Source organism: Paenibacillus sp. EZ-K15 (assembly GCF_002573715.1).
GTDB lineage: Bacteria > Bacillota > Bacilli > Paenibacillales > Paenibacillaceae > Paenibacillus_AQ.
The window spans coordinates 92,051-117,996 of sequence record NZ_PDHM01000013.1 but is presented as its reverse complement, the minus strand read 5'-3'; the positions used below and the strand labels follow the sequence as shown (position 1 = coordinate 117,996).

At 48.4% G+C, this 25,946-nt stretch carries 25 protein-coding genes and 1 pseudogene; 10 read left to right on the top strand and 16 right to left on the bottom strand.

Translation table 11 applies throughout. The features are described 5' to 3' along the window. Window positions 1–41: 41 nt before the first annotated feature. Entirely contained in the window at window positions 42–1,046 is a 1,005-nt protein-coding gene (locus CRG97_RS12270; protein WP_098743206.1) for an ABC transporter substrate-binding protein, read from the bottom strand. Between the two features lie 179 nt (window positions 1,047–1,225). Further along, on the bottom strand, window positions 1,226–2,743 hold the full coding sequence (locus CRG97_RS12265; protein ID WP_098743205.1) for a carboxypeptidase M32: 1,518 nt from the start codon (window positions 2,741–2,743) through the stop codon (window positions 1,226–1,228). A 129-nt stretch (window positions 2,744–2,872) separates the two neighbouring features. On the opposite strand from CRG97_RS12265, the gene CRG97_RS12260 reads away from it, so the two are divergent. The 5 genes from CRG97_RS12260 to CRG97_RS12240 all read left to right on the top strand — a co-directional run bounded on the left by CRG97_RS12260 (window position 2,873) and on the right by CRG97_RS12240 (window position 5,380). Then, a complete protein-coding gene (locus tag CRG97_RS12260; RefSeq protein WP_098743204.1) occupies window positions 2,873–3,202 on the top strand; it encodes an iron-sulfur cluster biosynthesis family protein in 330 nt (109 codons plus the stop codon). Window positions 3,203–3,242: 40 nt separating this feature from the next. After that, a complete protein-coding gene (locus tag CRG97_RS12255) occupies window positions 3,243–3,812 on the top strand; it encodes a beta-class carbonic anhydrase (protein ID WP_076321116.1) in 570 nt (189 codons plus the stop codon). A gap of 204 nt (window positions 3,813–4,016) precedes the next feature. Beyond that, window positions 4,017–4,595 carry a PadR family transcriptional regulator gene (locus CRG97_RS12250; RefSeq protein ID WP_098743203.1) on the top strand — a complete coding sequence of 193 codons (579 nt, stop codon included), beginning with the start codon at window positions 4,017–4,019 and terminating at the stop codon, window positions 4,593–4,595. Window positions 4,596–4,651: 56 nt separating this feature from the next. Continuing rightward, window positions 4,652–5,098: a hypothetical protein gene (locus CRG97_RS12245; protein ID WP_098743202.1), complete on the top strand. Its 447-nt coding sequence runs from the start codon at window positions 4,652–4,654 to the stop codon at window positions 5,096–5,098. Window positions 5,099–5,101: 3 nt separating this feature from the next. Continuing rightward, window positions 5,102–5,380, top strand: coding sequence for a YxcD family protein (locus CRG97_RS12240; RefSeq protein ID WP_098743201.1), 279 nt, complete (start codon window positions 5,102–5,104; stop codon window positions 5,378–5,380). Window positions 5,381–5,549: 169 nt separating this feature from the next. Here CRG97_RS12240 and CRG97_RS12235 read toward each other — a convergent pair whose 3' ends face one another. From CRG97_RS12235 to CRG97_RS12225, 3 genes are read right to left on the bottom strand one after another with little or no spacing between them, the layout of a single operon-like run. Beyond that, window positions 5,550–6,023, bottom strand: a complete 474-nt coding sequence (locus CRG97_RS12235; RefSeq protein ID WP_343225192.1) for an immunity 63 family protein — start codon at window positions 6,021–6,023, stop codon at window positions 5,550–5,552. Window positions 6,024–6,081: 58 nt separating this feature from the next. Beyond that, a complete protein-coding gene (locus CRG97_RS12230) occupies window positions 6,082–7,383 on the bottom strand; it encodes a TolB-like translocation protein (RefSeq protein ID WP_098743199.1) in 1,302 nt (433 codons plus the stop codon). Further along, complete coding sequence (locus CRG97_RS12225) at window positions 7,380–7,616, bottom strand: bacteriocin immunity protein (RefSeq protein WP_098743198.1); 237 nt, start codon at window positions 7,614–7,616, stop codon at window positions 7,380–7,382. The genes CRG97_RS12230 and CRG97_RS12225 overlap by 4 nt, the downstream gene beginning before the upstream one ends. Window positions 7,617–7,748: 132 nt before the next feature. On the opposite strand from CRG97_RS12225, the gene CRG97_RS12220 reads away from it, so the two are divergent. After that, window positions 7,749–7,976: a helix-turn-helix domain-containing protein gene (locus CRG97_RS12220; RefSeq protein ID WP_098743197.1), complete on the top strand. Its 228-nt coding sequence runs from the start codon at window positions 7,749–7,751 to the stop codon at window positions 7,974–7,976. Window positions 7,977–8,183: 207 nt separating this feature from the next. Here the strand turns inward: CRG97_RS12220 and CRG97_RS12215 are convergent, their stop codons facing one another. Both CRG97_RS12215 and CRG97_RS12210 read right to left on the bottom strand, forming a co-directional pair. Then, a complete protein-coding gene (locus CRG97_RS12215) occupies window positions 8,184–9,326 on the bottom strand; it encodes a DUF4179 domain-containing protein (RefSeq protein WP_098743196.1) in 1,143 nt (380 codons plus the stop codon). Next, window positions 9,313–9,852: an RNA polymerase sigma factor gene (locus CRG97_RS12210; protein ID WP_306434165.1), complete on the bottom strand. Its 540-nt coding sequence runs from the start codon at window positions 9,850–9,852 to the stop codon at window positions 9,313–9,315. The genes CRG97_RS12215 and CRG97_RS12210 overlap by 14 nt, the downstream gene beginning before the upstream one ends. 490 nt (window positions 9,853–10,342) lie before the next feature. Here CRG97_RS12210 and CRG97_RS12205 point away from each other — a divergent pair, with 490 nt between their 5' ends. Then, on the top strand, window positions 10,343–12,181 hold the full coding sequence (locus CRG97_RS12205) for a UbiD family decarboxylase (RefSeq protein WP_098743195.1): 1,839 nt from the start codon (window positions 10,343–10,345) through the stop codon (window positions 12,179–12,181). A 160-nt stretch (window positions 12,182–12,341) separates the two neighbouring features. On the opposite strand, the gene CRG97_RS12200 is transcribed toward CRG97_RS12205, so the two are convergent. Both CRG97_RS12200 and CRG97_RS12195 read right to left on the bottom strand, forming a co-directional pair. Further along, window positions 12,342–13,970: a helix-turn-helix domain-containing protein gene (locus CRG97_RS12200; protein WP_237566367.1), complete on the bottom strand. Its 1,629-nt coding sequence runs from the start codon at window positions 13,968–13,970 to the stop codon at window positions 12,342–12,344. Between the two features lie 109 nt (window positions 13,971–14,079). Further along, window positions 14,080–15,054, bottom strand: a complete 975-nt coding sequence (locus CRG97_RS12195; RefSeq protein WP_237566366.1) for an ABC transporter substrate-binding protein — start codon at window positions 15,052–15,054, stop codon at window positions 14,080–14,082. Window positions 15,055–15,330: 276 nt separating this feature from the next. Between CRG97_RS12195 and CRG97_RS12190 the strand changes: the two genes are divergently transcribed. Then, on the top strand, window positions 15,331–15,858 hold the full coding sequence (locus CRG97_RS12190) for a GNAT family N-acetyltransferase (RefSeq protein ID WP_098743193.1): 528 nt from the start codon (window positions 15,331–15,333) through the stop codon (window positions 15,856–15,858). 40 nt (window positions 15,859–15,898) lie between these two features. Here CRG97_RS12190 and CRG97_RS12185 read toward each other — a convergent pair whose 3' ends face one another. Continuing rightward, entirely contained in the window at window positions 15,899–16,696 is a 798-nt protein-coding gene (locus CRG97_RS12185) for a formate/nitrite transporter family protein (protein ID WP_098743192.1), read from the bottom strand. A gap of 272 nt (window positions 16,697–16,968) precedes the next feature. On the opposite strand from CRG97_RS12185, the gene CRG97_RS12180 reads away from it, so the two are divergent. Then, a complete protein-coding gene (locus tag CRG97_RS12180; protein ID WP_098743191.1) occupies window positions 16,969–17,565 on the top strand; it encodes a YjgB family protein in 597 nt (198 codons plus the stop codon). A 111-nt stretch (window positions 17,566–17,676) separates the two neighbouring features. On the opposite strand, the gene CRG97_RS12175 is transcribed toward CRG97_RS12180, so the two are convergent. From CRG97_RS12175 to CRG97_RS12160, 4 genes are all read right to left on the bottom strand, one after another. Next, window positions 17,677–18,678: a phosphotransferase enzyme family protein gene (locus CRG97_RS12175; RefSeq protein WP_098743190.1), complete on the bottom strand. Its 1,002-nt coding sequence runs from the start codon at window positions 18,676–18,678 to the stop codon at window positions 17,677–17,679. Between the two features lie 51 nt (window positions 18,679–18,729). Beyond that, a complete protein-coding gene (locus tag CRG97_RS12170; protein WP_202618913.1) occupies window positions 18,730–19,512 on the bottom strand; it encodes a DeoR/GlpR family DNA-binding transcription regulator in 783 nt (260 codons plus the stop codon). 186 nt (window positions 19,513–19,698) lie between these two features. Next, window positions 19,699–20,682 carry a formylglycine-generating enzyme family protein gene (locus tag CRG97_RS12165; RefSeq protein ID WP_098743188.1) on the bottom strand — a complete coding sequence of 328 codons (984 nt, stop codon included), beginning with the start codon at window positions 20,680–20,682 and terminating at the stop codon, window positions 19,699–19,701. Window positions 20,683–20,762: 80 nt separating this feature from the next. Then, the gene (locus CRG97_RS12160; RefSeq protein ID WP_098743187.1) at window positions 20,763–22,223 is read right to left on the bottom strand and encodes a sulfatase family protein; all 1,461 of its coding nucleotides are present in this window, start codon (window positions 22,221–22,223) and stop codon (window positions 20,763–20,765) included. Between the two features lie 255 nt (window positions 22,224–22,478). Here CRG97_RS12160 and CRG97_RS12155 point away from each other — a divergent pair, with 255 nt between their 5' ends. Then, complete coding sequence (locus CRG97_RS12155; protein ID WP_098743186.1) at window positions 22,479–23,282, top strand: helix-turn-helix domain-containing protein; 804 nt, start codon at window positions 22,479–22,481, stop codon at window positions 23,280–23,282. A gap of 13 nt (window positions 23,283–23,295) precedes the next feature. On the opposite strand, the gene CRG97_RS12150 is transcribed toward CRG97_RS12155, so the two are convergent. Further along, window positions 23,296–23,904, bottom strand: a complete 609-nt coding sequence (locus CRG97_RS12150) for a class I SAM-dependent methyltransferase (protein ID WP_098743185.1) — start codon at window positions 23,902–23,904, stop codon at window positions 23,296–23,298. Window positions 23,905–24,010: 106 nt separating this feature from the next. Then, window positions 24,011–25,901: pseudogene (gene shc / locus CRG97_RS12145) on the bottom strand (squalene--hopene cyclase). Between the last annotated feature and the right edge of the window lie 45 nt (window positions 25,902–25,946).

The following is a 25,946-nucleotide window of genomic DNA, read 5'->3' as shown; positions in this document are numbered from 1 at the left end:
TGGTGCTCTCTCCTTTCGTTCTATGGATTAGGAGTACTTCATTATTTAGCTTGTTTCGCTTTCTCGGCAAAGCTGTTGTTAACGATTGTGTCAGGCGCAACCCGTTCTTTCAGTTCCCCGGCTTGCTCCATCACGTCCAGCAGATTGTTCCATTCTGCGTCGTCCACGATCGGATCGGTCGCATAGCTGCCTTGCTCCTTGTAGCGTTTAACGGAGGACACCACGATGTCGCGGTCGCTATCTTTAAAATAAGGCATGATCGCATCCGCGATATCTTCCGGACTGCTTGCATCCACCCATTGCTGTGCCTTGTAAAGGGCATTCGTAAACTTCTGCACCGTTGCATCGTTTTTGTCGATATAGCTCTGCCTTGTCATGAATACGGTATATGGCAAACGTCCGCTTTCTACGCCAAAGGACGCGACCACCTTGCCCCGGCCTTCTGTTTCAAATATGGAGGCCTGCGGCTCAAAGAGCTGAACAAATTCACCTGTACCGGAAGCATAGGCAGAGGCGATATTCGCAAAATCGATATTTTGAATCAGCTCCAGGTCTGCGTGCGGATCGATTCCTTTTTTATTCAAGGTAAACTCGCCTGCCATCTGCGGCATTCCGCCTTTACGCTGACCGAGGAATACTTTACCCTTCAGGTTGTTCCAGTCAAAAGCACCCGATCCGTCTCTTGCCATCAGAAATGTCCCGTCCGTCTGCGTCACCTGTCCGAAGTTAATGACCGGATCTTCAGAACCCTGTTGATACACATAAATCGAAGTTTCCGAGCCGACAAGTGCCACATCGATGGCTCCCGACAGCAGGGCCGTCATCGTTTTGTCTCCGCCAGGGGTCGTCTGCAGCTCGACATCAAGCCCCTCTTCCTTAAAAAATCCCTTTTCCAATGCGACATACTGCGGCGCATAGAAGATCGAGCGCGTCACTTCGCCAATCTTGACCTTCGTAGCCGATCCGCCGCCACCGCACCCGGCAAGCGCCACTCCGCAAACAAGCAGCATGGTTAACGCCAGCCCCCACCATTTTTGACGCTTCATCGTAACCCTCCATTCCCCATTAACCCAATGTTTCTTTTCAGCATATGCAAGCGCCTGCCCAAAGGTTAAACGCCTGATAGAGTATGCTGGCGGATGTTGAGTGGCATTATGGACAGTCCTACCTACAAAAAAACGCAGCCACTTGGGCTGCGTTTGTCGTTTATCGTTTATAGTGATAGTTAAAGTTTGTAAATCTCTTTATACTTCTCTTCGAGATAATCGGCCAGATAGTCCGGATTCAGTTCTTCTCCGGTGACGCGTACGATAATCTCGGACGGCTTCTCGCTCTTTCCGTACTTGTAAACCTTGTCTGTCAGCCATTCCTTGATCGGAGCCAGGTTCCCCTCTTCGATGAGCTGATCGAGGCTCGGCAGTTCTTTGCGCATCGTATGAAGCATCTGAGCCGCATACATGTTGCCAAGGGAATACGAAGCAAAATATCCGAAATCGCCGCCGGACCAGTGAACATCCTGCAGAACGCCCATTCCGTCGTTCGGCGGCATAATGCCGAGGTATTCCTTATACTTCGCGTTCCAGGTCTCCGGAAGATCCTTCACCGCCAACCCTTCGTTAAAGAGCATTTTCTCAATCTCATAACGAATGATGATGTGCAGGTTATAAGTAAGCTCATCCGCCTCAATTCGAATCAGAGAGTTCTCTACCTTGTTCGCGGCCAAATAGAAATCCTCGATGTCCACGTCCTGCAATTGTTCAGGGAAATGCTGCTGCAGATCCGCGAAATAACGGCGCCAGAACGGACGGCTGCGGCCAATCATATTTTCCCACAGACGGGATTGAGATTCATGAATGCCCATCGAGGTACCACCGGAGAGCGGCGTACCTGCAAGCTCCTTATCGATATTTTGCTCGTAAAGGGCATGCCCTCCCTCATGCAAAGAGCTGAATACCGCACTTAGCACATCATCCGGTAGATACATGGTCGTGATGCGTACGTCACCCGGGTTCAGGCCCGTCGCAAACGGGTGCACGCTCTCGTCCAAACGTCCCGCTTCAAAGTCGTAGCCCATTTGCTCCAGCAAGAACAAGCTAAATTTCTCCTGCTGTTCTTTCGGGAACAGCTGTTTCAAGAAGTCCGTTTTCGGCTTGAAGGGCGATTCCTGAATCGCGTGAACTAGCGGTACCAGACGTGCTTTCAGGCGATCGAAGATGGCATCCACCTTTTCCACCGTTAAATCCGGCTCGTACATGTCAAGGAGTGTGTCGTATCTGGTGTTTTTCACGCCCCAATATTCAATAAACTCTTGCTTGAACGCAACAATCTTCGTTAAGTAAGGTTCGAAGCCTTCAAAATCGCTGTTCTTCTTCGCTTCCTCCCACTTCGTTTCCGATTGGGCGGCGAGAATGGAATACTCCTGGAAGCGTTCAGGCGGGATGGATTTGCTCTGATCGTACACCTTGCGGGCTTCCGCAATCATGCGGCGTTTGCGATCATCCAGCTGTTCTGCCTGTTTCGGCTCTGCAAAAAATGATAACAGCTGTCCCATCTCTTCCGATATTTGCAGCTTAAATGCCTCTGTGGATAGAACCCCGATCGTTTCCGAACGGATTTCGGTTCCCTTGCGTGGAGCACCCGTCCGTAAATCCCAGTGAAGTAGGCCAATAGCTTCGTAATAACTCATGATTTTGCGAACCAATCGATCAAATTGTTCCCATTGTGGTAAATGTTGTACTGCCATTCCGGCACACCTTCTTTTTTTAATAATAGGATTTTTCTATACTCTATTGATGATACTTTTTACAAGGTATATAATCAACTTCCAGAAAGAATAAATAACAATATACATATAAAGGAGTGTCAGGATGCCGTGAATATTCAACTCACCCCGCAAGCAGAGCTGAAGCTGAAGGACAAACTTGGGGACAAGCCGGGCGCAATCAGGCTGATCTATGACACGGAGGGATGCGGATGTGCCGTTAACGGCGTCCCAGGCCTGCGTATTGTAGATGAGCCGACGATGGAAGATATCGCTGTCGAAACAGGCAGCCCGGTGCCGTTTATCGTGAACCGCAAGCAGGCCGTTTTTTTCGAAGAGAAGATGAGGCTGGGTGCCGATCCAGCCACCTACTCCTTTCGCCTGGACAGCAGCGGACAGAACTACGGTACCAACATTCAAGTATTAGATGCCAGAGCATAAGAACAACAAATAAACAATAGATACAAAGGAGAGAAAATCGATGGAAAAACACCTTAACAGCATTCTGGAACACAATCGCAGCTTTGTAGAGAATAAAGAGTACGAATCCTACCTGACAGGGCGTTTTCCTGAGAAGAAACTCGTCATTATCACTTGTATGGATACACGATTGGTTGAACTGCTCCCTAAAGCGATGAATTTCAAGAATGGCGATGTCAAAATCATTAAAAACGCCGGCGCGATCATTTCACAGCCCTTCGGAAGTGTTATGCGAAGTGTCATGGTTGCACTGTACGAGCTGCACGCCGAAGAAGTCATCGTAGTGGGTCACTACGAATGCGGCATGGCTTCCTTGAACGCCGATGAGATGATCCAGCATATGAGAGACCGCGGCATATCCGATGAAGTGTTATCCACGCTCGAAAACTCCGGCATCCGGTTATCCAGATGGCTTCGCGGTTTCGATAACATTACGGACGGCGTAAAAAATACGGTGAGCCTGATCAAAAACCACCCTCTTCTTCCTCCAAACGTACCCGTTCATGGTATGGTTATCGACCCTAACACCGGCGCGCTGGATCTGGTCGTAGAAGGTTACGAGAACGAATAAATCAATCAAAGTCAAATGGAAGCACAAACGCTTATGCGTTTGTGCTTTTTTAGTCACAATTTTGCCAAAAGCAGAGAGAAAGCCCCCTCCCCCGGTTGTCAAACCATACAGTTTCAGTGTACACTTTTTAACAACCGGACCGATAGGCGAATGACCATCCACGCTTTAGTGTCCACGATATGCGTTTCAAAGGGAGTTATGTCCATGAATACGTTGTCATACGGCTTGTTAGGATTACTAGCAAGAAAAGAATCATCAGGATATGATTTGATGCTTCGAATACAGCCCTTTTGGCAAGCCAAACACAGTCAAATCTATCCCTTGCTGTCCAGCATGGAGGAGAAGCAGCTATTGTCCTCGCACTGGGTCCAGCAAAGTGATAAACCGGACAAGAAAATCTATGCGATTACAGAAAAAGGCATGCAGAAGCTGCGTGAATGGATGTACCAACCTATCGCGCCTGCAGTCACCAAGGATGAGCTTTCTCTTCGGACCTTTTGCCTGTGGCTGACGGAGATCGGCATCGCCGTCGATATTTTCGAGGACCGCAGAATTGGGTATTTGGAGAAAAAACGTTATTATGAGCAGATTTTAGAGGGAATTCCGGAGGATACCCGCGAGATTGGAAGCAAGGCTTTCAGCAATTATGTACTCGCTACCAAAGGGTTGATGATGGCTGAAACCGAGCTGAAATGGTGTGATTGGGTACTGGAATTACTGAGACAGCAGCAGCACACAACAGCCTCAAAACATGGTCGTACAAATTTTGAAACCTTATCGTGACTCGTCCGTATTACTCTTTATTACTCTAAATTTACTGGGAGGTTCGACAGAACACGATGAAAAAAGTATTGACTATTCTTGTAGCGATTACACTGTTCTTTGTAGCACTGACACCTGATTCCGCAGATGCCCGAAGAGGTGGCGGAGGTTTCAAATCCGGGAACAAGACATACAACAGCACTCCGAAAAAGAATAATAACAATAATGTTCAACAATCGAACAACCGTTCCAATACGACAGGGGCGGCTGGCAGCACAGGAAAACGCGGATTCTTCAGCGGCGGCAGCTTGATGAAAGGACTTATGATCGGTGGTCTGGCTGGTTTGCTCTTCGGCAGCATGTTTGCCGGCATGGGCTTCATGGGCGAAATCATGGGACTCCTCATTAACCTGATCGCTATCTGGGCTTTGATTATGATCGTTATGGCTGTTGTACGTTCCGTGAAGAATCGTCGTAAACAAAACGAACCTCGCGACAACAACAATAACAACAATCGGTACTAATCCATGATTTTGAGCATGGACGAAATCGTCAATGCGGTCTGCCTTCATCAGGCGGAACGCAGAGGCGTCAAACCAACAGATGTATCGCTTGAGCTCAGCTGGGACGAAGATACCGGATATACAGCTGAAGTATGGGTCAGCGGAAGAACACAATATTTGATTGAGGCTAACCTCATCGAAGCCATTCTCCGCTACCTGTACTCCGAGTACAATATCCGCGCTTACAGCGAACAAGTACGACTTGAGCTGGAAGACGAAATTATCGCCATCGTTCAGCAATAACCTGATGAATCGATAAAGCAGCCGCTTCGCAAATATGCGAAGCGGCTGCTTTTTTGATGACTACATTAAGATCAGTTCATAAACCGCATAAAGGTTCCGTCCATGAAAAGTGCTTCAACCATATCGGCGCCTCTCTCCTATTCATCATACGAGCAATACGCACGCATCATTAGCTTCGCTCAGTGCCTTTGCCTGCGTTTCTGCCCGAATGAGGAGACTCCAGCTCTTTCCGCTTGCCCGCCTTATGCCATTCCTCATACTGTCCGCCGATCTGAAGGAAGGATTCACGGATCATGCCCGTCATTTCTTGAATTTCGTCCTTGGTATACTTCAAATGGGTGGTTACATTATCCACCTTGTATTTTTGCAGAAGCTTGATATGGGCTATGGTATGAATGGTATCCTCCAGAATCCAGAAGATCACTTCATCGGCATCCTTCGTCCTCTTGCTGAGCATCTGCACGCCTCTTTCATACATTGCGAGCTCATAGTCCTGCTCTCCAACCCGAACAACCGGACTCAAATCACCGATATACCCCTCTTCAAAAGGTAGGGTTGCCACTCTCTCGTATTCAGGAGCATATATGGACGTCTTATGAAGCAGATGAAGGATTCGATCAATCATTTCTTGTTTTGTAAGCATAATGGACATCTCTTCCCCCTTTAGGAGCAACGTAAATGACGCAGGATTGTTTACGATCTTACCAAGACAAGGGCTCTCGGTTCTTCCAGAATACCCAGCGGTTGGTTTCACAAATCGGGGCTGTGCCAATACTGTACTCATCCCGGACGCCGCTTGCCAGGTTAATCCGGTGCAGCATACCGCCATAGGTGCCGACCAGCAGGAAATTCTCATCCGGCGTCGCGACCAGCCCGGAAATTGTACTTCCCACAAAGTAACGCCATATTTCTTTACCCTCATAATTGATATAACGGAGGTATCCATAGGCATCGCCAAGAATGCCTCCCTCCTTCAGCGCGACACCGGCGTACACGCGCATTTCTTCATTTATCGGCAGTCCTTCTGCAAAAGCTCCCGTTTCTACAGCATGCATCGGTACGGATATCGTATCCCCGTTGTAAAAATGGCAAGCATTAAACCATACGGAACGACCATCCTGCGTGAACAGGCTATAATGCGGATAACTGGAATGCGGCTCTATTCTGTACAACTGCTTCCCTTCCAGGTCCATCAGCAGATGCTCGCTGGACTGGCTGCCATATGCCATCCACCTGCCATCCCGCGAGACAGCGCCGTGCGCCATATCGATTCTCGTATCTTCAAGCTCATCTTCTCGAAGCTCCCTGGCGTCCGGATGCATTAATTGCGCGCTCGAGTCACTCAGCAGGTAAATACCATACTCGCTAACGAGTAGAACCTGCCGCCCATCGTCGAACGGAATGATACAATCGAGAATGTCATAAGGTCTCTCTTCATCAGCCAGTGATTCAAGATTTTTGAGATCGGCCTTCAGGCGGCTGCAAATATCCTGCCATGTAAACTTTGCAACCTCTTGCCCGTTCAAGGAAGTATCCGGTGAAAATATCGTCCGTACCCCATTCTCATCGGCTACTGCCAAATACTGTCCATCTGCGGAACTTCCTGCACAGCCGATTCCCGTTAACTCGGTTATGCTATCACTACCAACGACATAGGCAAGCCGTCGCTCCCATGAAGCTCCCGTTTGCAGCAGCACATAGCCGTCTTCCCATGCATATAGGGGCTTCACCGCCTGTGTTTCCTCCTTGAACTCTCCTGTCAAAGGCCAGGACGCGGGTGGCAGCTCTTCTCGAAGCATAGCCGTTTCACCGGCTTCATTAGCGAGAGCAATCATCTTAACCACTTCTTGGGCCATGGCTGGGCGCCGATCCTCTTCGATCGCAGGCGGTTCCTCCTCCCAATGGGTCTCCATCCCTATGCGCACATATTCATTAACATCGGCGGCATAACGTTTGCCTTCCGCGCGCCACTCTTCCGCTGTTTTCCGGTCCAACCAACTCACTCGCAGTCCCCCCTGTATGTATTTATGTATATCGGTTTGTAATGGAAAGCTTCTTCAACGATTTCCTCTGGGGTCAGATCTTTTGCCGGCCAAAAAATCAAATTGCTGATGTCGGGGTGGGGAACATTCCGCTGCAGCAATTCGATCCATTCCCCCACTTCTTCCTCGCTGCCTTCTCCATTATACAGTCTTGTCACCAGATCAACGATTTGCGCTTTCGTTAATTCGTTCATGTACGGCTCCTTTCTTCTCCATCTAAGATTTCTTTACTCCTCATATCATTTATTCATAAATTTTATGCGAAAAACGCATAAATATCAATATGCGATTTTCGCATAAACTAAACTTTTCATGGGTGATATATAATGTATAAACGAATTCGAGGACTACGTGAAGACAGAGATCTGACACAACAGCAGATGGCAGATTATTTGCACATTTCTCAAACCACATACTCTAGATACGAAAGTGGAAATTTGGATGTACCTAGCTCAGTATTGATCAAACTAGCGGATTTCCATGACGTAAGCATTGATTACATACTTGGCCAGACTGACATTGCAAAGCGTAATCACAGCAAGAAAGAAAAGTAACACCAAGATCATGGATGGGGGCTATTTCTCATTATAAACATATCGACGCTGTTCGTGGTACGACTTTGCTTATTCCAACAAAGATGAGCATCATATCGAATGCTCGGATTATCCCCCCCGTTGCAGGGGAATTTCAAGTGTAGTTAGAAACAGAAAAAGCCGAGTCTAGTAGACCGGCCTTTCTTTCGTTTTGCATTCATTCAAATGCTAATAATTGTTCAATTTTTTGCCTACAGCTTTGGTTTCAATAGGCACGGTTATTTCTAATTCCTTAATATATTCCTTCTTAAACCCGTTTTTTGTGTTGCTGATATAAGGCTTTATGGTTATTGCCTTCGGGATGTGTGTAAACGGCTCATACATTGTTTTTGAATAGATGCCGTATTTCTCCGGGTCCTTGGAGCTGCCTCTGGCACCGATTGGTTTCATGGAAACACCTTGATCATCCACCAGTTCATATTCCATATTCAGAAAACCTGTAGTCAAATATTTTTCAGGAACAAGATTTAGGTCAGCCTTAACATTGATAACTACTTCAGTCGTAATGGGAGTAAGTCCAATTTTTTCGATCGTTAACTTCAGGTTGTCATGGGTTTTGGATAAACTCGGGTCCTCGACATAAAAGGTATTCGATGTGTTCTTAACGACAGGCACGTTGAAATTGAAAGGTTCTTTGATTCCTTTAATTATCAATGTTACAGACAAATGGAACGTATCGGGGAATGGGGCGTTTTCCTCGGCGTAACTCGAATCATCCGTAAAGATCAGTACAGAATCTTTTTCTCCCGTAGCGCTCATTCCAGCGGGTAGATTCTCTCCTTGATATTCCATGTAATAATGTTCAATCCCCCGAGATGAATAAAAATGACCCTCAGGCCTTATGGGTTCATACAAAGGCTCTTCGAAGTTCTTGCTCGATTCACGGGTGGCCACCATTGCTACCCGAATTCCGTCATATATGACATTCGTAATTTTTATGGAAACGCCATCATGCGTATCCTGGATGTCGACCGGCGTAACGAAACCCTGACTTTCAGCAGTCTGCAAGCCGGCATCCTGATTTTGAAATATACTGCCGATCAAGGGGATTTGCCGGAGAGATTGGGCAAGGGCTGGTGAAATGAGCCCGGTTGCGATGACGGACGAACCCAGAACGGCAACGGTCAGAACGGATAACAAAGCGATTTTAACTCCCCGGCCTCTTTCTCTCCTTATATAGCGGCGTCTTGCAGGCATCTCCATATTGACGATGGTATGGTACGTCTCGTCGATCCGGTTTCGAACCATTTCGGGCATTTGACTTTGTTCCTTCCGTTTCAAGGTTTCCATTTCGACTTCAAAACGCTCCATAATTCAACTTCCTTTCCCGAGATTGATCTAACGATGCAAGAAGGATATTACGAGCCCGATACAGGCGATTTTTTACGGCGTTTACCGATATGTCGAGGATGTGGGCGACATCCTTAATGGGAATATCCTGTAGATAGTGCAGTACGACGACAATTCGAAGGGATTCATCCAGCTGATCAACTGCTTCGCGCAAATCGATTTTTTCATACTCTTTGACATCGGAAGATAGGACATGAATGTCTGCCATCGTTTGGGTACGAGCTCTCTGTCGTAGTATCTCGTTGCATTGGTTGATCAGTATGCGACATATCCACGTTTTGAAATAAGCAGGTTTTTTCAAGCCATATATGGCTTTGTAGGCTTTCAGCATCGTTTCCTGAATCGCATCCGCACAGTCCTCGTCTTGCCTGAGCATTGAGCGGGCAATGGAATAGAGGGTTGATTCTACTCCTTGCAAGAGTCGAATAAACGCTTCACGGTCACCCGCTTGGGCCGATACGACCTCTTGCTCCATTTCTGATAACAATTGAACCTCGCCTCTTTCTTCTATGATTTTTTCAGTTTGCTTATATTTATTAGATCGCGAATCTAGACCAAAGGTTAGATTCTAATTACACAGGTTTTCATGTTGCGAAGGGATTGCAGGAATACATGACATTACAGTAGTAAATTAAGTAAATCATACCTTGGCATGTGGCCCGTTTTGATATAATTTAAATTTTGTTAGCTTGGGGCCGCCTATGGATGTGACCTTATCCCGGGAGGAACTGAGCTGCTATACAACAGAGAGCGCGACAAGAACAATGATTGTTAGCTGGTCAAACAAAATAAATTAAGAACTCGATTGAAATGATGAGATCGCCTTGTCCTTTGCTTCACACTCTGGGACAGGTTGATTTTTATGATATGTCCATTCGTCCCGTCTATATTAGGTATCATTGACCTGTGCTGTGAGATTGTCGATAATAGTAGATAGTAGAATAAGTTCACTAACTTCAAGGGATTGGAGCTATGTAATGAAATATCATAATCTGGAAGAATGCATCATAGATCTGGAGAAACATGGCCATTTGGTTCGTATACATGAAGAGGTTGATCCTCATTTGGAAATGGCAGCCATACATATGAAGGTTTATGCCGCAGGCGGCCCGGCGCTGTTATTTGAAAATGTTAAAGGTTCAAGGTTCCGCGCAGTATCCAACCTGTTCGGTACGATTGAGCGCAGCAAATTCATTTTTCGGGAGACCTTCGAATCCACGCAAGACGTGATCGCGCTGCGCAACGACCCGATGAAGGCGCTCAAAAATCCATTCAAATATATTGGAACGGGATTGGCAGCTAAAACCGCGTTACCTATCAAAAAAACGGGGGCTCTGCCACCCGGATTCCAGGAAATCCAAATTTCCGATATGCCGTTAATTAAGCACTGGAAGGATGATGGCGGTGCTTTTGTCACGCTACCTCAAGTCTATTCGGAAGATCCGGAGAAGCCGGGCGTCATGAATTCCAATCTGGGCATGTACCGGGTGCAGCTCACAGGCAACGAATATGAAATAAACAAGGAAGTTGGCATCCATTACCAGATCCACCGGGGCATCGGCATCCATCAAGCGAAGGCCAATAAATTGGGGCAGCCGCTCAAAGTAAGCTGTTTCATCGGGGGTCCCCCTGCATATACGATTTCAGCGGTTATGCCGCTGCCGGAAGGCATGAGCGAGCTAACCTTTGCCGGCTTACTGTCCGGACGCCATTTCCGGTACAGCTATGTTGATGGCTACTGCATTAGCCACGATGCGGATTTCGTCATTACAGGGGAAATCTATCCAGGTGAAACCAAGCCGGAAGGTCCTTTTGGTGATCATCTGGGCTATTACAGCCTGGTCCATCCGTTTCCCGTCATGCGAGTGCACAAGGTCTACGCCAAACAACAGGCGATCTATCCGTTTACGGTCGTTGGAAGACCTCCACAGGAAGATACGTCCTTCGGCGAACTGATTCATGAGCTGACTGGCGGGGCCATCCGGCAAGAAATCCCGGGTGTCAAAGAGGTTCATGCGGTGGACGCTGCTGGGGTACACCCCTTGCTCTTTGCCATCGGCAGCGAACGATATACTCCTTATCAACAAGTGAAACAGCCGGCTGAGCTTCTCACCATCTCCAACCGGATACTGGGCACAGGCCAATTAAGCTTGGCCAAGTATTTGTTCATTGCGGCTGAAGAGAAACAACCTTTAAGCACACATCGCATCGAGGACTTCTTGACCTATATATTGGAACGCATCGATCTGCACCGGGATATCCATTTTCAGACCAATACCACGATCGATACACTCGATTATTCCGGGACCGGGCTTAACACCGGGAGCAAGGTCGTATTCGCGGCGGTCGGGGATAAAAAAAGGGATTTGTGCCAAGAGGTGCCTGAAGCCTTGACGGATCTGCCCGGATACTCGCCAGCCAAATGGATCATGCCCGGCATTGTCGCGATCCAGGGAGCCCCTTTTACGAGTTATGCCGAAGTGCGGCAGGAAATGGAGCGTCTAAACGAGGCGATCCGTGCGAGAGGTTCCATCTCCTCCTGTCCGATGATCATTCTGTGCGATGACAGTGAATTCATGAGTGCGACAGTGAGTAATTTCCTGTGGGCAACCTTTACGCGCAGCAATCCTTCCCATGACATTCACGGCGTGAACAGCCGCTATGAGCATAAGCATTGGGGCTGTGATACGGTCATTATCGATGCCCGTACAAAACCGCATCAGGCTCCGCCATTAATACCGGATGAAGAGGTTGAACGCAGCATCAAGCGTTTATTTGCGGACGGAGGCAGTTTAAGTCGGATTCAGTTACGTTAAACCCAAACGGGCTTTTAGAGTTCTAGCAACCGCCTATAGGATGAAATAAAAAAGGGCTGGTCCTTAGTCATATTGACTTTGGGATCAGCCTTTGTTTTTCTTATACGGGACGTTATATGGATAATAGTTGGTTCATCATGTGCAATCTATTAAAAGCGTCCTATGTCAGCACCCTCAGCACATCCTCAATCTTTTTCCCATGAGAGATCACCCCATAATTCATCCAGGTTAGAAAATCAACCTCATACACGCAGCCGCTCCTAACTGCCGGAAGTGATCGCCATTCTGGGGCATCGAGCAAACAACGTTCCTCGCCTTCCCAGGAAGAATGACGCTTGTCGAACGTAATAAACAGATGATCGACATCCAGCAGCTTCAGACATTTCCTGGACAGGATCGCATTCCGGGCATCCCTGGACAACTGCTGAACAAGTGGATGCGGGGTCAGACCCAGATCCCCGTACAGGATTGGCCCCGTATACCCGTGATACGGACCCGAATATAAACTGATTCCAAGAGCCGATATACGAAGACAGGCCACGGTTTGGGCATGGACAGAGCGCTTAAGGAGTCTCCTGGCTTCACTAGCTTTATATTCGTATTGTGAGATGACATCCTGCACTCGGTCCTTCCTACCCAGCAGGTCCGCCGATTTACGCAGTGTCATGCGCCAATCCTCACTCGCATGCGGGAACTCATACGTTGGAGCTAGCCGTCCCAAGCCGTCGTCAGACATCCAGCGCCTGAACCCCCTATCCATCATAATTAAGTCCGGCTTGTGACGAGCAAGTTCATCGATATCCTCCTGCTCAATATCAATTACAGGGACATCATGCAGACCAAGGTAATCCTGTCTCCCCCATCTGTAGTGAGCGCATTGCACGACCGGTGTTATGCCGAGGGCTACCAGAAAATCTTCAAGGAATGGCGCAAATACCCGCATCTTCTCCTGATGACGTTGACGGCGATATTGTCCGGGAGAAATCCCCACGGTTTGTTTGAATCGACGATTAAAATAATATTCGTTGTTAAAACCAACAAATTGTGCAATATCCAGCAGCCGATCATCTGTCGCCAGCAGCAACTGTTTTGCCCGGTCAATCCGGACCCCGTTCAGATAATCAAGGGGGTACTTGGTCGTGATCTTTTTAAAAATCCGAGTATATTGCCAGCGTGCAACGTTCGCCAGCTCTGCCAACTGCTCCACAGTCCAATTATTTCGATAGTGCTCTTGTAGATGTTGAATCGATTTCTCAACAGCCTGGCGCATATTCGTATGGTGAGCAGCGTTCTGATTCTGCCGATATAAAAACAGCATGAACGCCTGAAAACGCACATGAATGTCGAAGGATTCCAACTCGCTATAGGTATCGCGCTGCCGATAAATGCCCTCCAGGTATTCAATACATTGAGAGAACGGGAGACATGACCATTCGGCGTGATGCTGGTACGGAGCAAATTGAGGGGTTCGTACAGGCAGTGCCTGTCCAGAGGGAGTTCCCTCCATCCTCCAAAGTTCATAGGTTAACAGATAGAAACCCATGCCGTCCGTTTCAGAATGAATACGTGCTGTTGAGCCGGGGGTTATGTGATAACTTCGACCTTGCCGCATGTGAAACTCCGTTTCCTCCAAGTGCAGTCGCCCCGTGCCGGCCGTCAAAATCAGCAGTGTGTGCTCGTTGTCAACCAGAATTTCTTGCTGCCAACCCATAGATTGCGTATGAAGCTGAATATCCTTCAATACATAAAATAAAGAAGTTCGGTTAATCGAGCTGGTTTCCGCCTTCATTTCATCTACCCCTACCCGAGAATCTATTCATACATAGTGCAAAGAAACAGAAAGCTCGTCAACGCCGTTGACAGCTTCCTGTTTCTATTCCAATACGGAGATCATCTCCTTATTGGACAAACCACTTCAAGAGATCGTCGGCTTTCATCATATTGGCTGTGACGGCACCCGATTGCCAATGAGTTCTGTCCGCCCTGTATACATGTCCATTTTTAACAGCGGGAACCGACTTCCAAAGCGGGCTGCCGAATACTTGCATCGCTTCTTGATTCTCCTCCGAGTCCCAATTGCCGTTGGATGGAAAAATAATGATATGATCAGCATCCAGCTCAGGGATTTTCTCTTCGGATAGTATGGCATGAAATTCCGTCATATCTCTCGCAAACGGATGCGGAGTCAAGCCCATTTCTTTGTAGATATTGCCGGTATACCGGTTATCAATGCCAAAAAGGGCAAGCGTTTTATCCCCAACATTTAACCGGAGCACGGCTACTGTCTCATCACCCACAGCCTGTTCCAGTTTTTCCTTGGTATCAGCCATCTTCTTGGTGTATTCGTTATGTACATGCTTGGCCTCTTCAGGAATGCCAAGAACATCACCAATCGTCTCAAGAATTTCTGCTGGGCTCTGCAGGATGGACTCTGGCAGCCGATACGTAGGAGCTATTTTGGAATAAAGCTCATATTTTGCCGAATCTGCTGCTCCGTCGACAATGATCAAATCCGGACTTGCCTCCAGCAGCGATTCTATACTTCCCGTTATATCAAAGGTCGGGACTTCCAGCCCCAAGTAATCCTGTTTCCCCCAGCTTGGATGATACCACTGTACAACAGGTGTAACTCCTAGAGCCAGCAGATAGTCCTCCAGATAGATCCCTACTACCCTCTTCGGATTTACTGGTATTTCGACCTCACCGAACTCATCCTTCATCATTTTGGTATCAGCTGCCCCTTGTTTTGTATCGTCCTGAGCGACCTGCTCCCCCACCTTTTCCGTGAATTGCTCGGAAGGTGCTGCACCCTCCTTGTCCTGCGGTGTTCCGCATCCAGCCAGAGCAATCACCAGTACAAGTAATGCTATCATCCATCGGGTACTCTTAGGATATGACCTTGCCATAAATCGTTTCTCCCCTTGCCTGTTGTTAAAAGGTACGAAAGAGATTTTTTATCTATACTGATTATGATAATCATTCTCATTTCGTTCAGGAACATTGTATCTCACTCCATGTGATCAAACAATACATTTTCTCAAATCATTTCTTATACAAACGCGAAATAAGAGCTCCCTGTCAGGAGCCCATCTTCTCTTCCTAAATAAATCTCAATATAATGATTACTATATCTACCTGGGAGGAAGAACATGTTTCCAATACTAAAGACTAAACGTTTAACGCTGCGGGAAATCCAACATCAGGACGCTGAGGCTATCTATAGCTGCTTCTCGAATGATGAGGTCACTCGATATTACGGACAAGACACGTTGACTACCCTCGAGCAGGCTCTTCAAATCGTTGAGCTCTTCGCAAACAACTACAAGGAGAAACGCGGGATTCGATGGGGTATCGAAAGGAAAGACGCGCAAGGTCTCATTGGCACGATTGGGTATAACGTATGGTCTCCGCGGCATAAGAGGGCCGAAATCGGATATGAATTACATCCTGAATTCTGGGGGCAAGGTTATGCAAGCGAAGCTGCTTCCGCCGTCATCGCATATGGTTTTCAGGAGCTTGGCCTGACGCGCATCGGTGCCGTTGTTTTTATCGAGAACCAGGCGTCCCACGCGCTGCTGACCAAACTCGGTTTTGAAGCGGAAGGTATCCTACGCCAATATATATATCAAAATGGCGTCGCACACGATACGCGGGTGTACTCATTATTAAAAAACTAACCCCATTCGCGTTTGGGGTTCTGCATAAACCTCTCTAGTTTCATTCATCCGCGGATTCCTTGGCATCTAGAAACGGTTTGTTCACAAAATAATACATAAAGCCCATCAAGAGCACGCCGCCAACCAAATTTCCAATCGTTACCGGGATCAGGTTATGCAGTACGCCCTCCAGTGAAATCGTACCAGGATGATTCAGCACAAGCGCAATGGCAAAGGTGCACATATTCGCAACACTGTGCTCATAACCGGAAATGAAGAAGCAGAACACAAACAGCATCATGGCAAACATTTTGGCCCCGTCGCCCTTCAATGACATCGGGATAAAAAAAGCAAGGCATACGAGCCAGTTGCACAGAATTGCCCTGAAAAACAGCTGCACCGTCGGGGTGGTCATTTTGTGCTCAACCACATCGAGCAGGAATCCGTTCACGGATGAATCCATGAATAGTCCCGTTAAGAAAATCAGCAGCGCAAACGTGCACGCCCCCAAGATATTCCCTGCGTAGCTGAAGACCCACAGCTTGACGACCTCCAGCCACCTTAATTTCTTGCGCAGAGCGGCATACGTGTAGTAGAACGTGTTTCCCGTAAACAAGTCCCCTCCCCCATACGCAATTAGAATGATTGCCGCGCCAAACGTAATGGCGGCCATCGGGTAAGTCAGAGGGGAATGCTCCAAATAAAAGAAGTTGCCTGTCTTAAAAGCAACAATGACGCCAAAGCCGATAAACATGCTGGCGAGCATGGAGCGGGCGATGTAACGAAGATGGCTTTGTTTGAAGATTTTGTGTTTTTTGAGAGCAAGCTGCTCTACCTTGAGTAATGATTCGGTTTCCATAATTCCTCCTGAAAAAGTCGGTTCTATATAGATTACACGATTTTTCCAATAATTCATATCACCTCATGCATCATTACCCCATTTTCCCCGACGAAACATTCATGGAGGGCTGAAATCGATTTCGCGTCCCGGTATCAAATCTGATATTTCATCTTCACAGAATCGTAACCCAATGCCGCTTAGCTTCCACTATCATGGGAAGATAAGTCTGGCACACTTGTTTGATGCACAGCGCATGTGGTAATTAGTTGTTACAAAGGAGAGGATACAACATGAACTTGAAACAACCAGCAAAAAAAGCAATCATCACCTTGACTATGGCAGGAGTCCTCGGCGTAAGTGCTATCGGCGTAAATCATGCTGTTTTTCCGCTGCAGCAAGCAGAAGCTGCCACGGCAGCAAATGCCGGCGATTATGCTGCAGAGCACGCGCTCAAGACACTCAACAGCTTCTATAAACCTGCATTAAAGGGACAATTCCCTGGTGCCGTCAGCGGTTTAACGATCGGTAAAAGCACAAAGCAGGACGTTTATAAAGCAATTGGCGAGCCTTCCGTGGCAGGCAAGGATGCCGATGCCTTCGATGAATACGGGGCCAACATGGGGAATCCAGGCTACGCCTTTTCCTATAAACTGAACAAAATCCGCGAGATGCGATACTTTGGCACGAACGTGGAACGACAGACGAACATCGGCGGCATCACTATGAAAATGCTGAAACAGAACTGGTTTGCACCGAATGCCACAACCACTTTCAAAACCGGAAAAATCAAGCAAACCAAGCTCACTTACAACCGGGGAGATTACAAATTGGAGTTCATCTTTAACAGCAGCACAGAGCTGGACCATATTAATCTGCTGAAAAAATAACCGTGATTAGAAACTCTTACTTCCCCAAATTACGGTTAATATGTTCAGAAAACATCAGAAAAAGCCCGGTCTCTTAGAGAGCCGGGCTTTTCTGATTCATGTGCCAATACCTTACAACAAATACTGAAACAACACATCACCCAGCCACTCCTGGCTGTATTCCATCCGCTTAAATCCGCCAGCCAGCATATCCAGCTGTTCCTTTAACACATGAGACTCATCGGTCCCTTCCCGATAGCGGCTCAAAAAATGCAAAAATACATCCACCATACGCAAGCGCATGAGAACCGGAATCGCGCCAACCTCCTCGGCGCTCAGCCGTACGCGACTGGCAAATCCTTCGCAAAACTGCCTGATGGCCTGCCTCTCATCCACCCTTCCCAAAAATCCCGAGATGACAACCGCAGGCTCCATCGCTCGTATATCCCTCGTGCAAAATTCAAAATCAAGCAAAGCGGTGACCGTGTGGGGGTACTCTGCGTCTACCAGCAGGTTCGAAAGGTTCAGATCGCCATGAACCAGCTGCTTCGGCAGATTTTTTAGAGATTCTAGCCTGCTGCAAATATCAGCGTATGCTTCTTTTAGTATATAAAGCGCATCTCCTTGATCCTTGAACTCCAATGGCGGCTGCTTGCAAAAATCTAGAATGAACGCTTCGCTGCATGTAGGATAAGACTGAAGCAGCTCATAATACGGCGGATACACTGGCCTCATTCCGATTGAACAAGCCGCAAGAGCATTTATCAGTTCCCCCGTCTTCTCCCCGAAGGAATACGCTGCTTGAGTACTGCCTTCTTCCGGACGTTCTCCTTCGATATATTCAAATAGGCAAGCATAACGATCGCTCCCATCCTGAACCCGAACCATTCTATCGCCAGACACGGAAGGAAGAGGAGCGGGAATCTTAAAGCTCAGCGGCACCCGCCGCAGCGATTCCAGAACGGCAAACTCGAATTCGATTCTTGCCTTGTCTCGATGCGTATTGTAAATGCGCATGACTGAGCGGCGCTGCTCGTTATGAATAAAATGGGTCGTATTGTTCCAGCCCGTAGGACCATCAACCAGGTCACCGTTCCACTCTGGCCAGTGCGCTTGCAGAAGAAGCTGAATCATGTTTCTACCTCTCTTACCTTTTCAATCTATAAAGTTATATCGAATGGTTCATCATTTTGGTGCAGCTTCTTCTGCTTTCGCCACAATGACCTTTACGCCAAGCTCCTGGATCCGATCCATAACCTGCTGATCTGCCTTCTGATCGGTAATTAACACATCCAGATCTTCGACGGCGCCAGCTCTGGCAAAGCCATCCTGTCCGAGAATCCGATGCGTTGCCATGCCAATTCTGCGGCGGGATACGGCAGAGACCGCGCGTCCAAAAGCGGCAACTTCAGGAGTAGCCATGTATATTCCCTCATCGGAAATACCGCCTCCACTAACGAAACTGATATCAAATTTAAATTGACGAATAAATTCGTTAGCAAGCACGTCTGTGATATTTCCGGAAGGTTTCACCCGTCCACCAATCAAATAGGTGTCAATCCACTCGCGTGCGCGCAGAGCTTCTGCTACACGCATGCAGTTGGTCACAATTGTCAAGGGCATTTGCTCCGGAAGATGCTTCAGCAGTAAATAGGTAAGCGAGCTGCTGCCAATGAATAACGTATCTTTTTCTCGGACGTATGAAACGGCTAATTGAGCAATGGCATTCCCTTCCGGTGAGCCTTCACCATACCGCTGTTCCGGAGCCACGGGCGGCTGCCTGACTTTCATGAAGGGAATTGCGCCTCCGTGCGTTTTTTGGAGTAAACCTTGCTCCTCCATCATCGTCAAATCCCGACGAATCGAATCAATCGATATTTCAAATCGCTCGGCCAAGTCCTTGGCAATCACCCGTTTATCTTGATGCAGCAAAGCAAGAATTTTCTGACGACGTTCCTCGGCAAACATTCCTGATTGATCTTGCACCATACATTTCCCTCCTGAACATTCATTATTTTTCCACTTAACACCTCGATTATATTCGTTTTCATTCCGTTTTACAATCTTTTTTGCAACTTTATTCATTTATATGCGTTTTATAGCGCGTACTTTCCGTGTAATACTCCATAATTACAGTACAATCGATGGCATATTCTACGTCCTGTCCCTCACAACACGGAAACCGCAATTCCCCGTCGAGCTGTCCGGAGTATTCCCGCTGCGTGCCGCGACTCGGTACCGGTTGCAATAGGATCTGTGGCACAGGTACGACCCGCCGCGCATCGACCTTCTGTCGGTAGACTCACCAAAGAACGGATGGATGGCCGAGGTCACTTGATGATAGGACGGGCTGAACCAATCGCCGCACCATTCCCATACGTTGCCGGACATGTTATATAGTCCGTAACCATTCGGTTTAAAGGCATCCACCGGCGCGGTACCGATGTATCCGTCGCTTGCGTTATTTTTAACTGGAAATTTACCCTGCCATATGTTGCATTGATGTTCTCCGTCCTGTTTCAGCAGATCTCCCCATGGATAGGTCCTACCTTCCAAACCGCCGCGCGCCGCATACTCCCATTCCGCTTCTGTGGGAAGCCGCACGCCGGCCCAATGGCAGTAAACAACCGCATCGTTCCAGGATATATGTACAACCGGATGGTCCATTCGGTCTTCGATGCTCGAATCCGCTCCCTCGGGTGCAGCCCAGTATGCACCCTCGACCACCAGCCACCAAGGCACTTCTTGCGGGACTTGTGCAACTCTTGCCTTGGTTTCCTCCGAAGCCAGCAGTTCAAATACAAACGACCAGCCGAACCGTTCCGCTTCCGTTACATAACCGGTGGCTTCCACAAAACGTTGAAATTCCCCATTCGTTACGGCATGGGGCGAGATCTCAAATCCGGAGACGGTTACGCTGCGAGCCGGGCCCTCGCCGTCACGCGGGAACCCTTCATGTGAATTCGTGCCCATCGTAAACGTTCCTCCAGGGATCATAACCATGTTGGAATGAAGCTCAGGATGAGACTCGTCATGATTTTGGCCTTCTCTTAGACTGCCTTGATGATCCTTCGGACCGGCTTCTCCCAACTGCACTTTCGCTCTCACGCCAGCGCAACAAGAATGTTGTTCTCCCATGCTCGGTTCCTCCTATGCTTGATACAGAGAACAGGACAACCACTACCGGAGCGGTTATCCTGCTTCACTTTACTATCATATTATACGAATTCCTGCGGGTGGCGGCGCATCAATTCCGGAACGGCTTCCCCGCGGCCTGTGTTCTTCAAACGTTCGATATACCGGGGCAGATGACCTTTGGCATGGTAAGGTCCTCCCTCCTTCATGACCGTCCACAACGGGTCCACGTCATACGGCATCGTGGACATCATCAGATCATGCCATTCATTCAGAAGGTATACGGCCTCCCTGCAAAGATCCGGTCTTTGAGCTGCCCGATTGTCCTGCTCGTGGACATCCTCGGTGATATGGAACAGCATTTCTTTGTCAAACAGATGATAGCCGTCATGATATGTTCGAATGTAGAGCCATTCTCCAAACCGCACGCTTCGCTGACAGACATGGGCGCATTGAGAGACCACCAAATACTCCCTGCCGCTGCCTTTTCCGCTTCGCAGGCTCTCCGCATAACTGATGCCATCCCAGCTTCGTACCGGTGCAACGTTCAAATATTCCGCCATCGTAGGCAGAAGATCCAGATGATAGTGGAGCTCGCGATCCGCTACCCCCTTCATGATCTCAGGCCCTCGAATAATCATCGGAATGCGGCAAGTGCCCTGATCCGCTGTTCCGTGTTCTCCATAAATCCCAAGCTCCCCCATGTTCTCGCCATGATCAGCGGTAATGATGACGATAAGATCATCCATTACTCCCTTGTTCTCCAGCAACTCAAAAATGGTGCCGATGTGCTCGTCCATATGCCGAATGCCGCAATCATAGCCATCCACCATCGTCCGCAAATCCTCCATCGTCCTGATCTCTCCGGGATGACGCGGAAAATCAGGGGAAACTTCACTATTATACATGTTAATTTCGTTCACCCCATGCGGGCCAACCTTCTTCTGATGCTCCTGAAGCACCTCTTCGGTAATCCAATCGGGAAGCGGCTCATGCTCGAAAGGATTTCCCAGCGACTGGGGTGCGCGATACGGTGTGTGCGGATCCCAGAAGTTCACATAGAGCATCCAGTTATCTTCATCGGCATTACGATCCAGCCAATCCAGCACGACTGGAGATACTTCTTCCGCCGACTCCAAGCCGCCCTTACCTGTATTATACATTTCATTGAAGCCCGCATAGAAGGTCCAGGCGGAATGACGTTCTCCAAACGGACTGATCAAGGCGGTTTTCATGCCGGCCCGGCGGAATATAGCGGGAAAACTCTCCGACCCCAGCTTGTCACGGAAATCCCTGGTCATGCCTTCATGCCGGACATCGGCAGCCGTTCCTCCATGACCCACAACACCGTTATGAATGCCGAACTTACCCGTCATTAATGCGGTTCTTGAAGGAAAACATGGAGCATCCGAGGTATAGTAATTGTCAAAGCGCACGCCTTCCGCCGCGATTCGGTCAATATTCGGCGACGTATTCCGATGATAGCCATAACAGCCTAAATGATCCGGCCTGGTCGAATCCAAATCCAGTAATAATACTCTCATATCGTCATCGTTTCCTTCCTCTTGTCAAATTCACTTACCCTTCCTTAGGACTCATGTCAGCGTTTACAATAATCCTGCAATTGTCTGAAATTATAGGCTACTCATCTATGCGTGGTCGATGTACATTTCATAAATAAGTTGTACGATTCTACTCCATTTTCAATTAGGAAGATTATTAAAAGCTATGAACAGCTACTCATCAGAAGTATTATTGTGCTAGGCTATAGGTATAAAATCACTACGGGGTGTTGTCCTATGATCCAATTGATGAGCGTAAATTTTGATGATTACATTCCGAATTGGCGGACACAGCTGGAGACGATTGAGTACAATGTCCTGGTTGTGGTTAGAGAAGGCAAAGTGAAATATGAGATCAACGGGGAAGAAATCATTGCCGAAAAAGAAGACGTGCTGTTTATTCCCCGATCGACGCGCCGCAGCGGCAGCAACTGGAATGGCAGTCCCCATCAGAAACATACCATTCTCTTTACATTGGATCATCAAGGTTCCACAGGCATTCCATTTTTGGATGCGGGCCGATGCATGAAATTCAATCTACCCCATATCCAGTATGCCTACCATCGTTGTGAGCGTTTGTACGAGGAAATGCGGGGAGGCAAAAACTACCGCACCATGATCTGTCAGGGCATCATGCAGGAGCTCATCGGCACGTTGGCCCGCGAACTCGAGAAGACCGAGCTGGCGCCCAGCAAACGAAACTACGCGGATACCATCAAATCGTTTCTGTTGGAGCATTACCGCGAACCTATCGAAATCGATCGCTTAGCGAAGCTAATCCATCGCTCTCCGAGTTATGCTGCAGCCCTCTTCAAAGAGGTGTACGGTCTTTCACCGATTCGGTATATGCACCAGCTGCGCGTACTGGAAGCGTGCAGCCTGCTGCTTCATTCGGACATGACCATCGCTCATATCGCCCACTATTTGGGTTATTATGACACGTCCTATTTTTATCGGATGTTTAAAAAATACACCGGCCTGTCGCCCTCCGACTATGTGCATCAAGGCGATCAGTCCGACGGTTCCATGCTGTTCACCTAAACCTCGCTGACTATTAGTCCGTTGTTGGCGGCTTCTGGCCTGCAAACTGAATGACATGGGACAAGCCTTGATGCCCCTGGCCCTCATGCCGAACGACCTCTCCCATAAAAAAGTGGACAATCCGCCAATCCGCAAAGGACTCGAGGAAATCCTCAGGTGCGTATAAAAATTGCTGATCTTGCGGCCCCCCGCTGCGATAAGGAATCTGGTACGGTGAATACACTTCGGTGAGGAAATATCCTCCCGGCTTCACCGCTCTCTTCACGCCTTCTAAAGTCCTCGTTCTCAATGCCTTGGGAAAATGTCCAAACACGCAAATAATCTCATCCCATTGATCCTGCTTCCACTGCGCTTCGTGCAGATCCACAAGCTCTGTGCGAATCTGCACATTGCAGGCTTCCGCCAGTTGATTGGCTTTGTTCAGGCCGGATTCCGCGTAATCCCATACGGTTACGTTCATGCCTTCCCGGGCCAGGAACACCGCATTCCGTCCTTCTCCCTCTGCGATAGCCAGTGCGTCGCCCGTTAAACCTAATTTCTTATGCATGTCCGCTATAAATACATTCGGGTCTGTTCCAAATACGTAATCGATCCCCTGAAACCGTTCATTCCATGGATTCATCGTTTGAGCACCTCATTTTTTGACATCATTATGGTTCTGTACGGGCTAAAGCCCAACTCCACAACACCATATTACCATTCCTATCAGATAAATGCAGTGTAACTCCTCAAGCCCCGTATTTCTTCTTGTAATGACTCAGGGTCAGGAGCGGCCAAATGTACCGGTAGCTGTGATAAAGCGTATAGAAGTTGCCCGGAAGCCCTGCGCCTGTTGGGTATGTAGTCGCCCAACCATCTTGTTGCAGCAATTCAATCATCTTGTTTATTCCTTTATCCACGGCAGGAGACGGTTCCGGCAGAACCGCGATGAGTGCATCGAGTGCCCAGGCGGTTTGGGAGGGCGTGCTTTCCGCTAAGGGCGTGTAGTGCATCACTCGGTCGCTGGTACAGGATTCTCCCCATCCCCCGTCCGGATTCTGAATCCGTGTGAGCCATTCCGCTCCTTTTTGGAGCGCCTCATGGGCTGCCGGAAGGCGCACAGCCTTTAGACCCGTCAGCGCTGCCCAGGTACCGTAAATGTAACAAATCCCCCATCTCCCATACCATGACCCGTCTTTTTCCTGATGAGAAATAAGCCAGTCAGCGCCCCGTTTGAAAAAAATCGTGTTTCATGTCGAATCCACAGAACTTCCCGAGATATTCGAGTGTGCGGCCGGTCAGGTCGGCTCCCGAGGGATCAATGGCGGCGGATTGGGCACCGTCTATGGCAAGCCATGTGAGCATTTCCTTGTCGGTGTTCTTCTCGAACGCGGGCCAGCCGCCATCCTTGTTTTGCATGGAAAGGATCCAGTTTAGTCCTCGGTCCGATGAATCCTGATAAACAGGATCGGTCCGGGATAGGCTGTGAATCGCTCTTAAAGCCGCCGTTGTGTCATCTACATCGGGATTCAGGGTGTTGGTCTCGGAGAATCCCCAACCGCCGGGAAACGTATCCCGGTTATGAACACTCCAATCGGCCGCTTTGTCCTGCTGCCTGGATACAAGATATGCGGCCGCCCGCTGTACTGACTTATGATCACCGGGAACACCGGCCTCCTGCAGTGCATGGGAAATCAAGGCCGTATCCCAGATCGTGGAAGGTGAATTCTGAATCGTTGCTTTACCTTCATAGCGGTACTGCATCGCCGTCAACCCTTGAACGGCGTTCATGATGAGCGGATTGCGTTTATCATAACCCAGAGCAAGAAAGGCAAATAACATGAGGATCGTGCTGCTTGCGTAAGTGTATAGCGTGCCATCCGATTCAATCCGATTGAGCATGAACTGCTCTGCCTTGTGTAGAGCAGCTTCATGGATATAACGGGGAGTCCCGAGCAGTCTGCTGAGACCCATTCGTATACTTTCCACGATCTCCCGGTTTTCCTGGGGGGACGGCTCATCGTGATCATGGCGGGAATCGATCAAATCGGATATATCCGGCGCTTTATCGGTTGATATGGAGAAATTACGGTCAGCCATGATCAGCATAGGAATAAGGTGGACGCGGGAATAACCCGAGAACTCAAAGAGATTAATTGGCAGATACGTTGGGAAGAGGATGATTTCCATCGGTATGACCGAGATCGATGCCGGCCATTTGCGCTGTCCCGTCGAAGCAAGAATCGCCTTCGTCAAAATGCTGTTGGATTTTCCTAGTCCACCTTGCGATTGAATGTAACGCCTGGCCCGCATCAGCGGCTCGTCCGTTGGTACACTGTACCCTGAATAGAGCAATGCATAATAAGCATCGATGGAAGCGGATAAGTTACCTTTTTCTTCGTCCCGATACCATCGCCAGCAGCCCTCAGGCTGCTGCTCGGAAAGGATGCGACCATGCAAACGTCTAATAAGCCCTTCATCCTGAATATCCAATATTCGAAAGAGGATGATCGTATAAGCATCCATCGTGATCCCGTTCTCAAAGCAAAAATGCCATGATCCGTCTTGATGCTGCCGCTGCATGAAGAAGTCAGTCAGCTGCATTATTTCCACATCTACCGTGCTCCGTACATTGCCCATTCCTATCGTACCTCCATCAAACGCCATGATGAACATTATATGAAC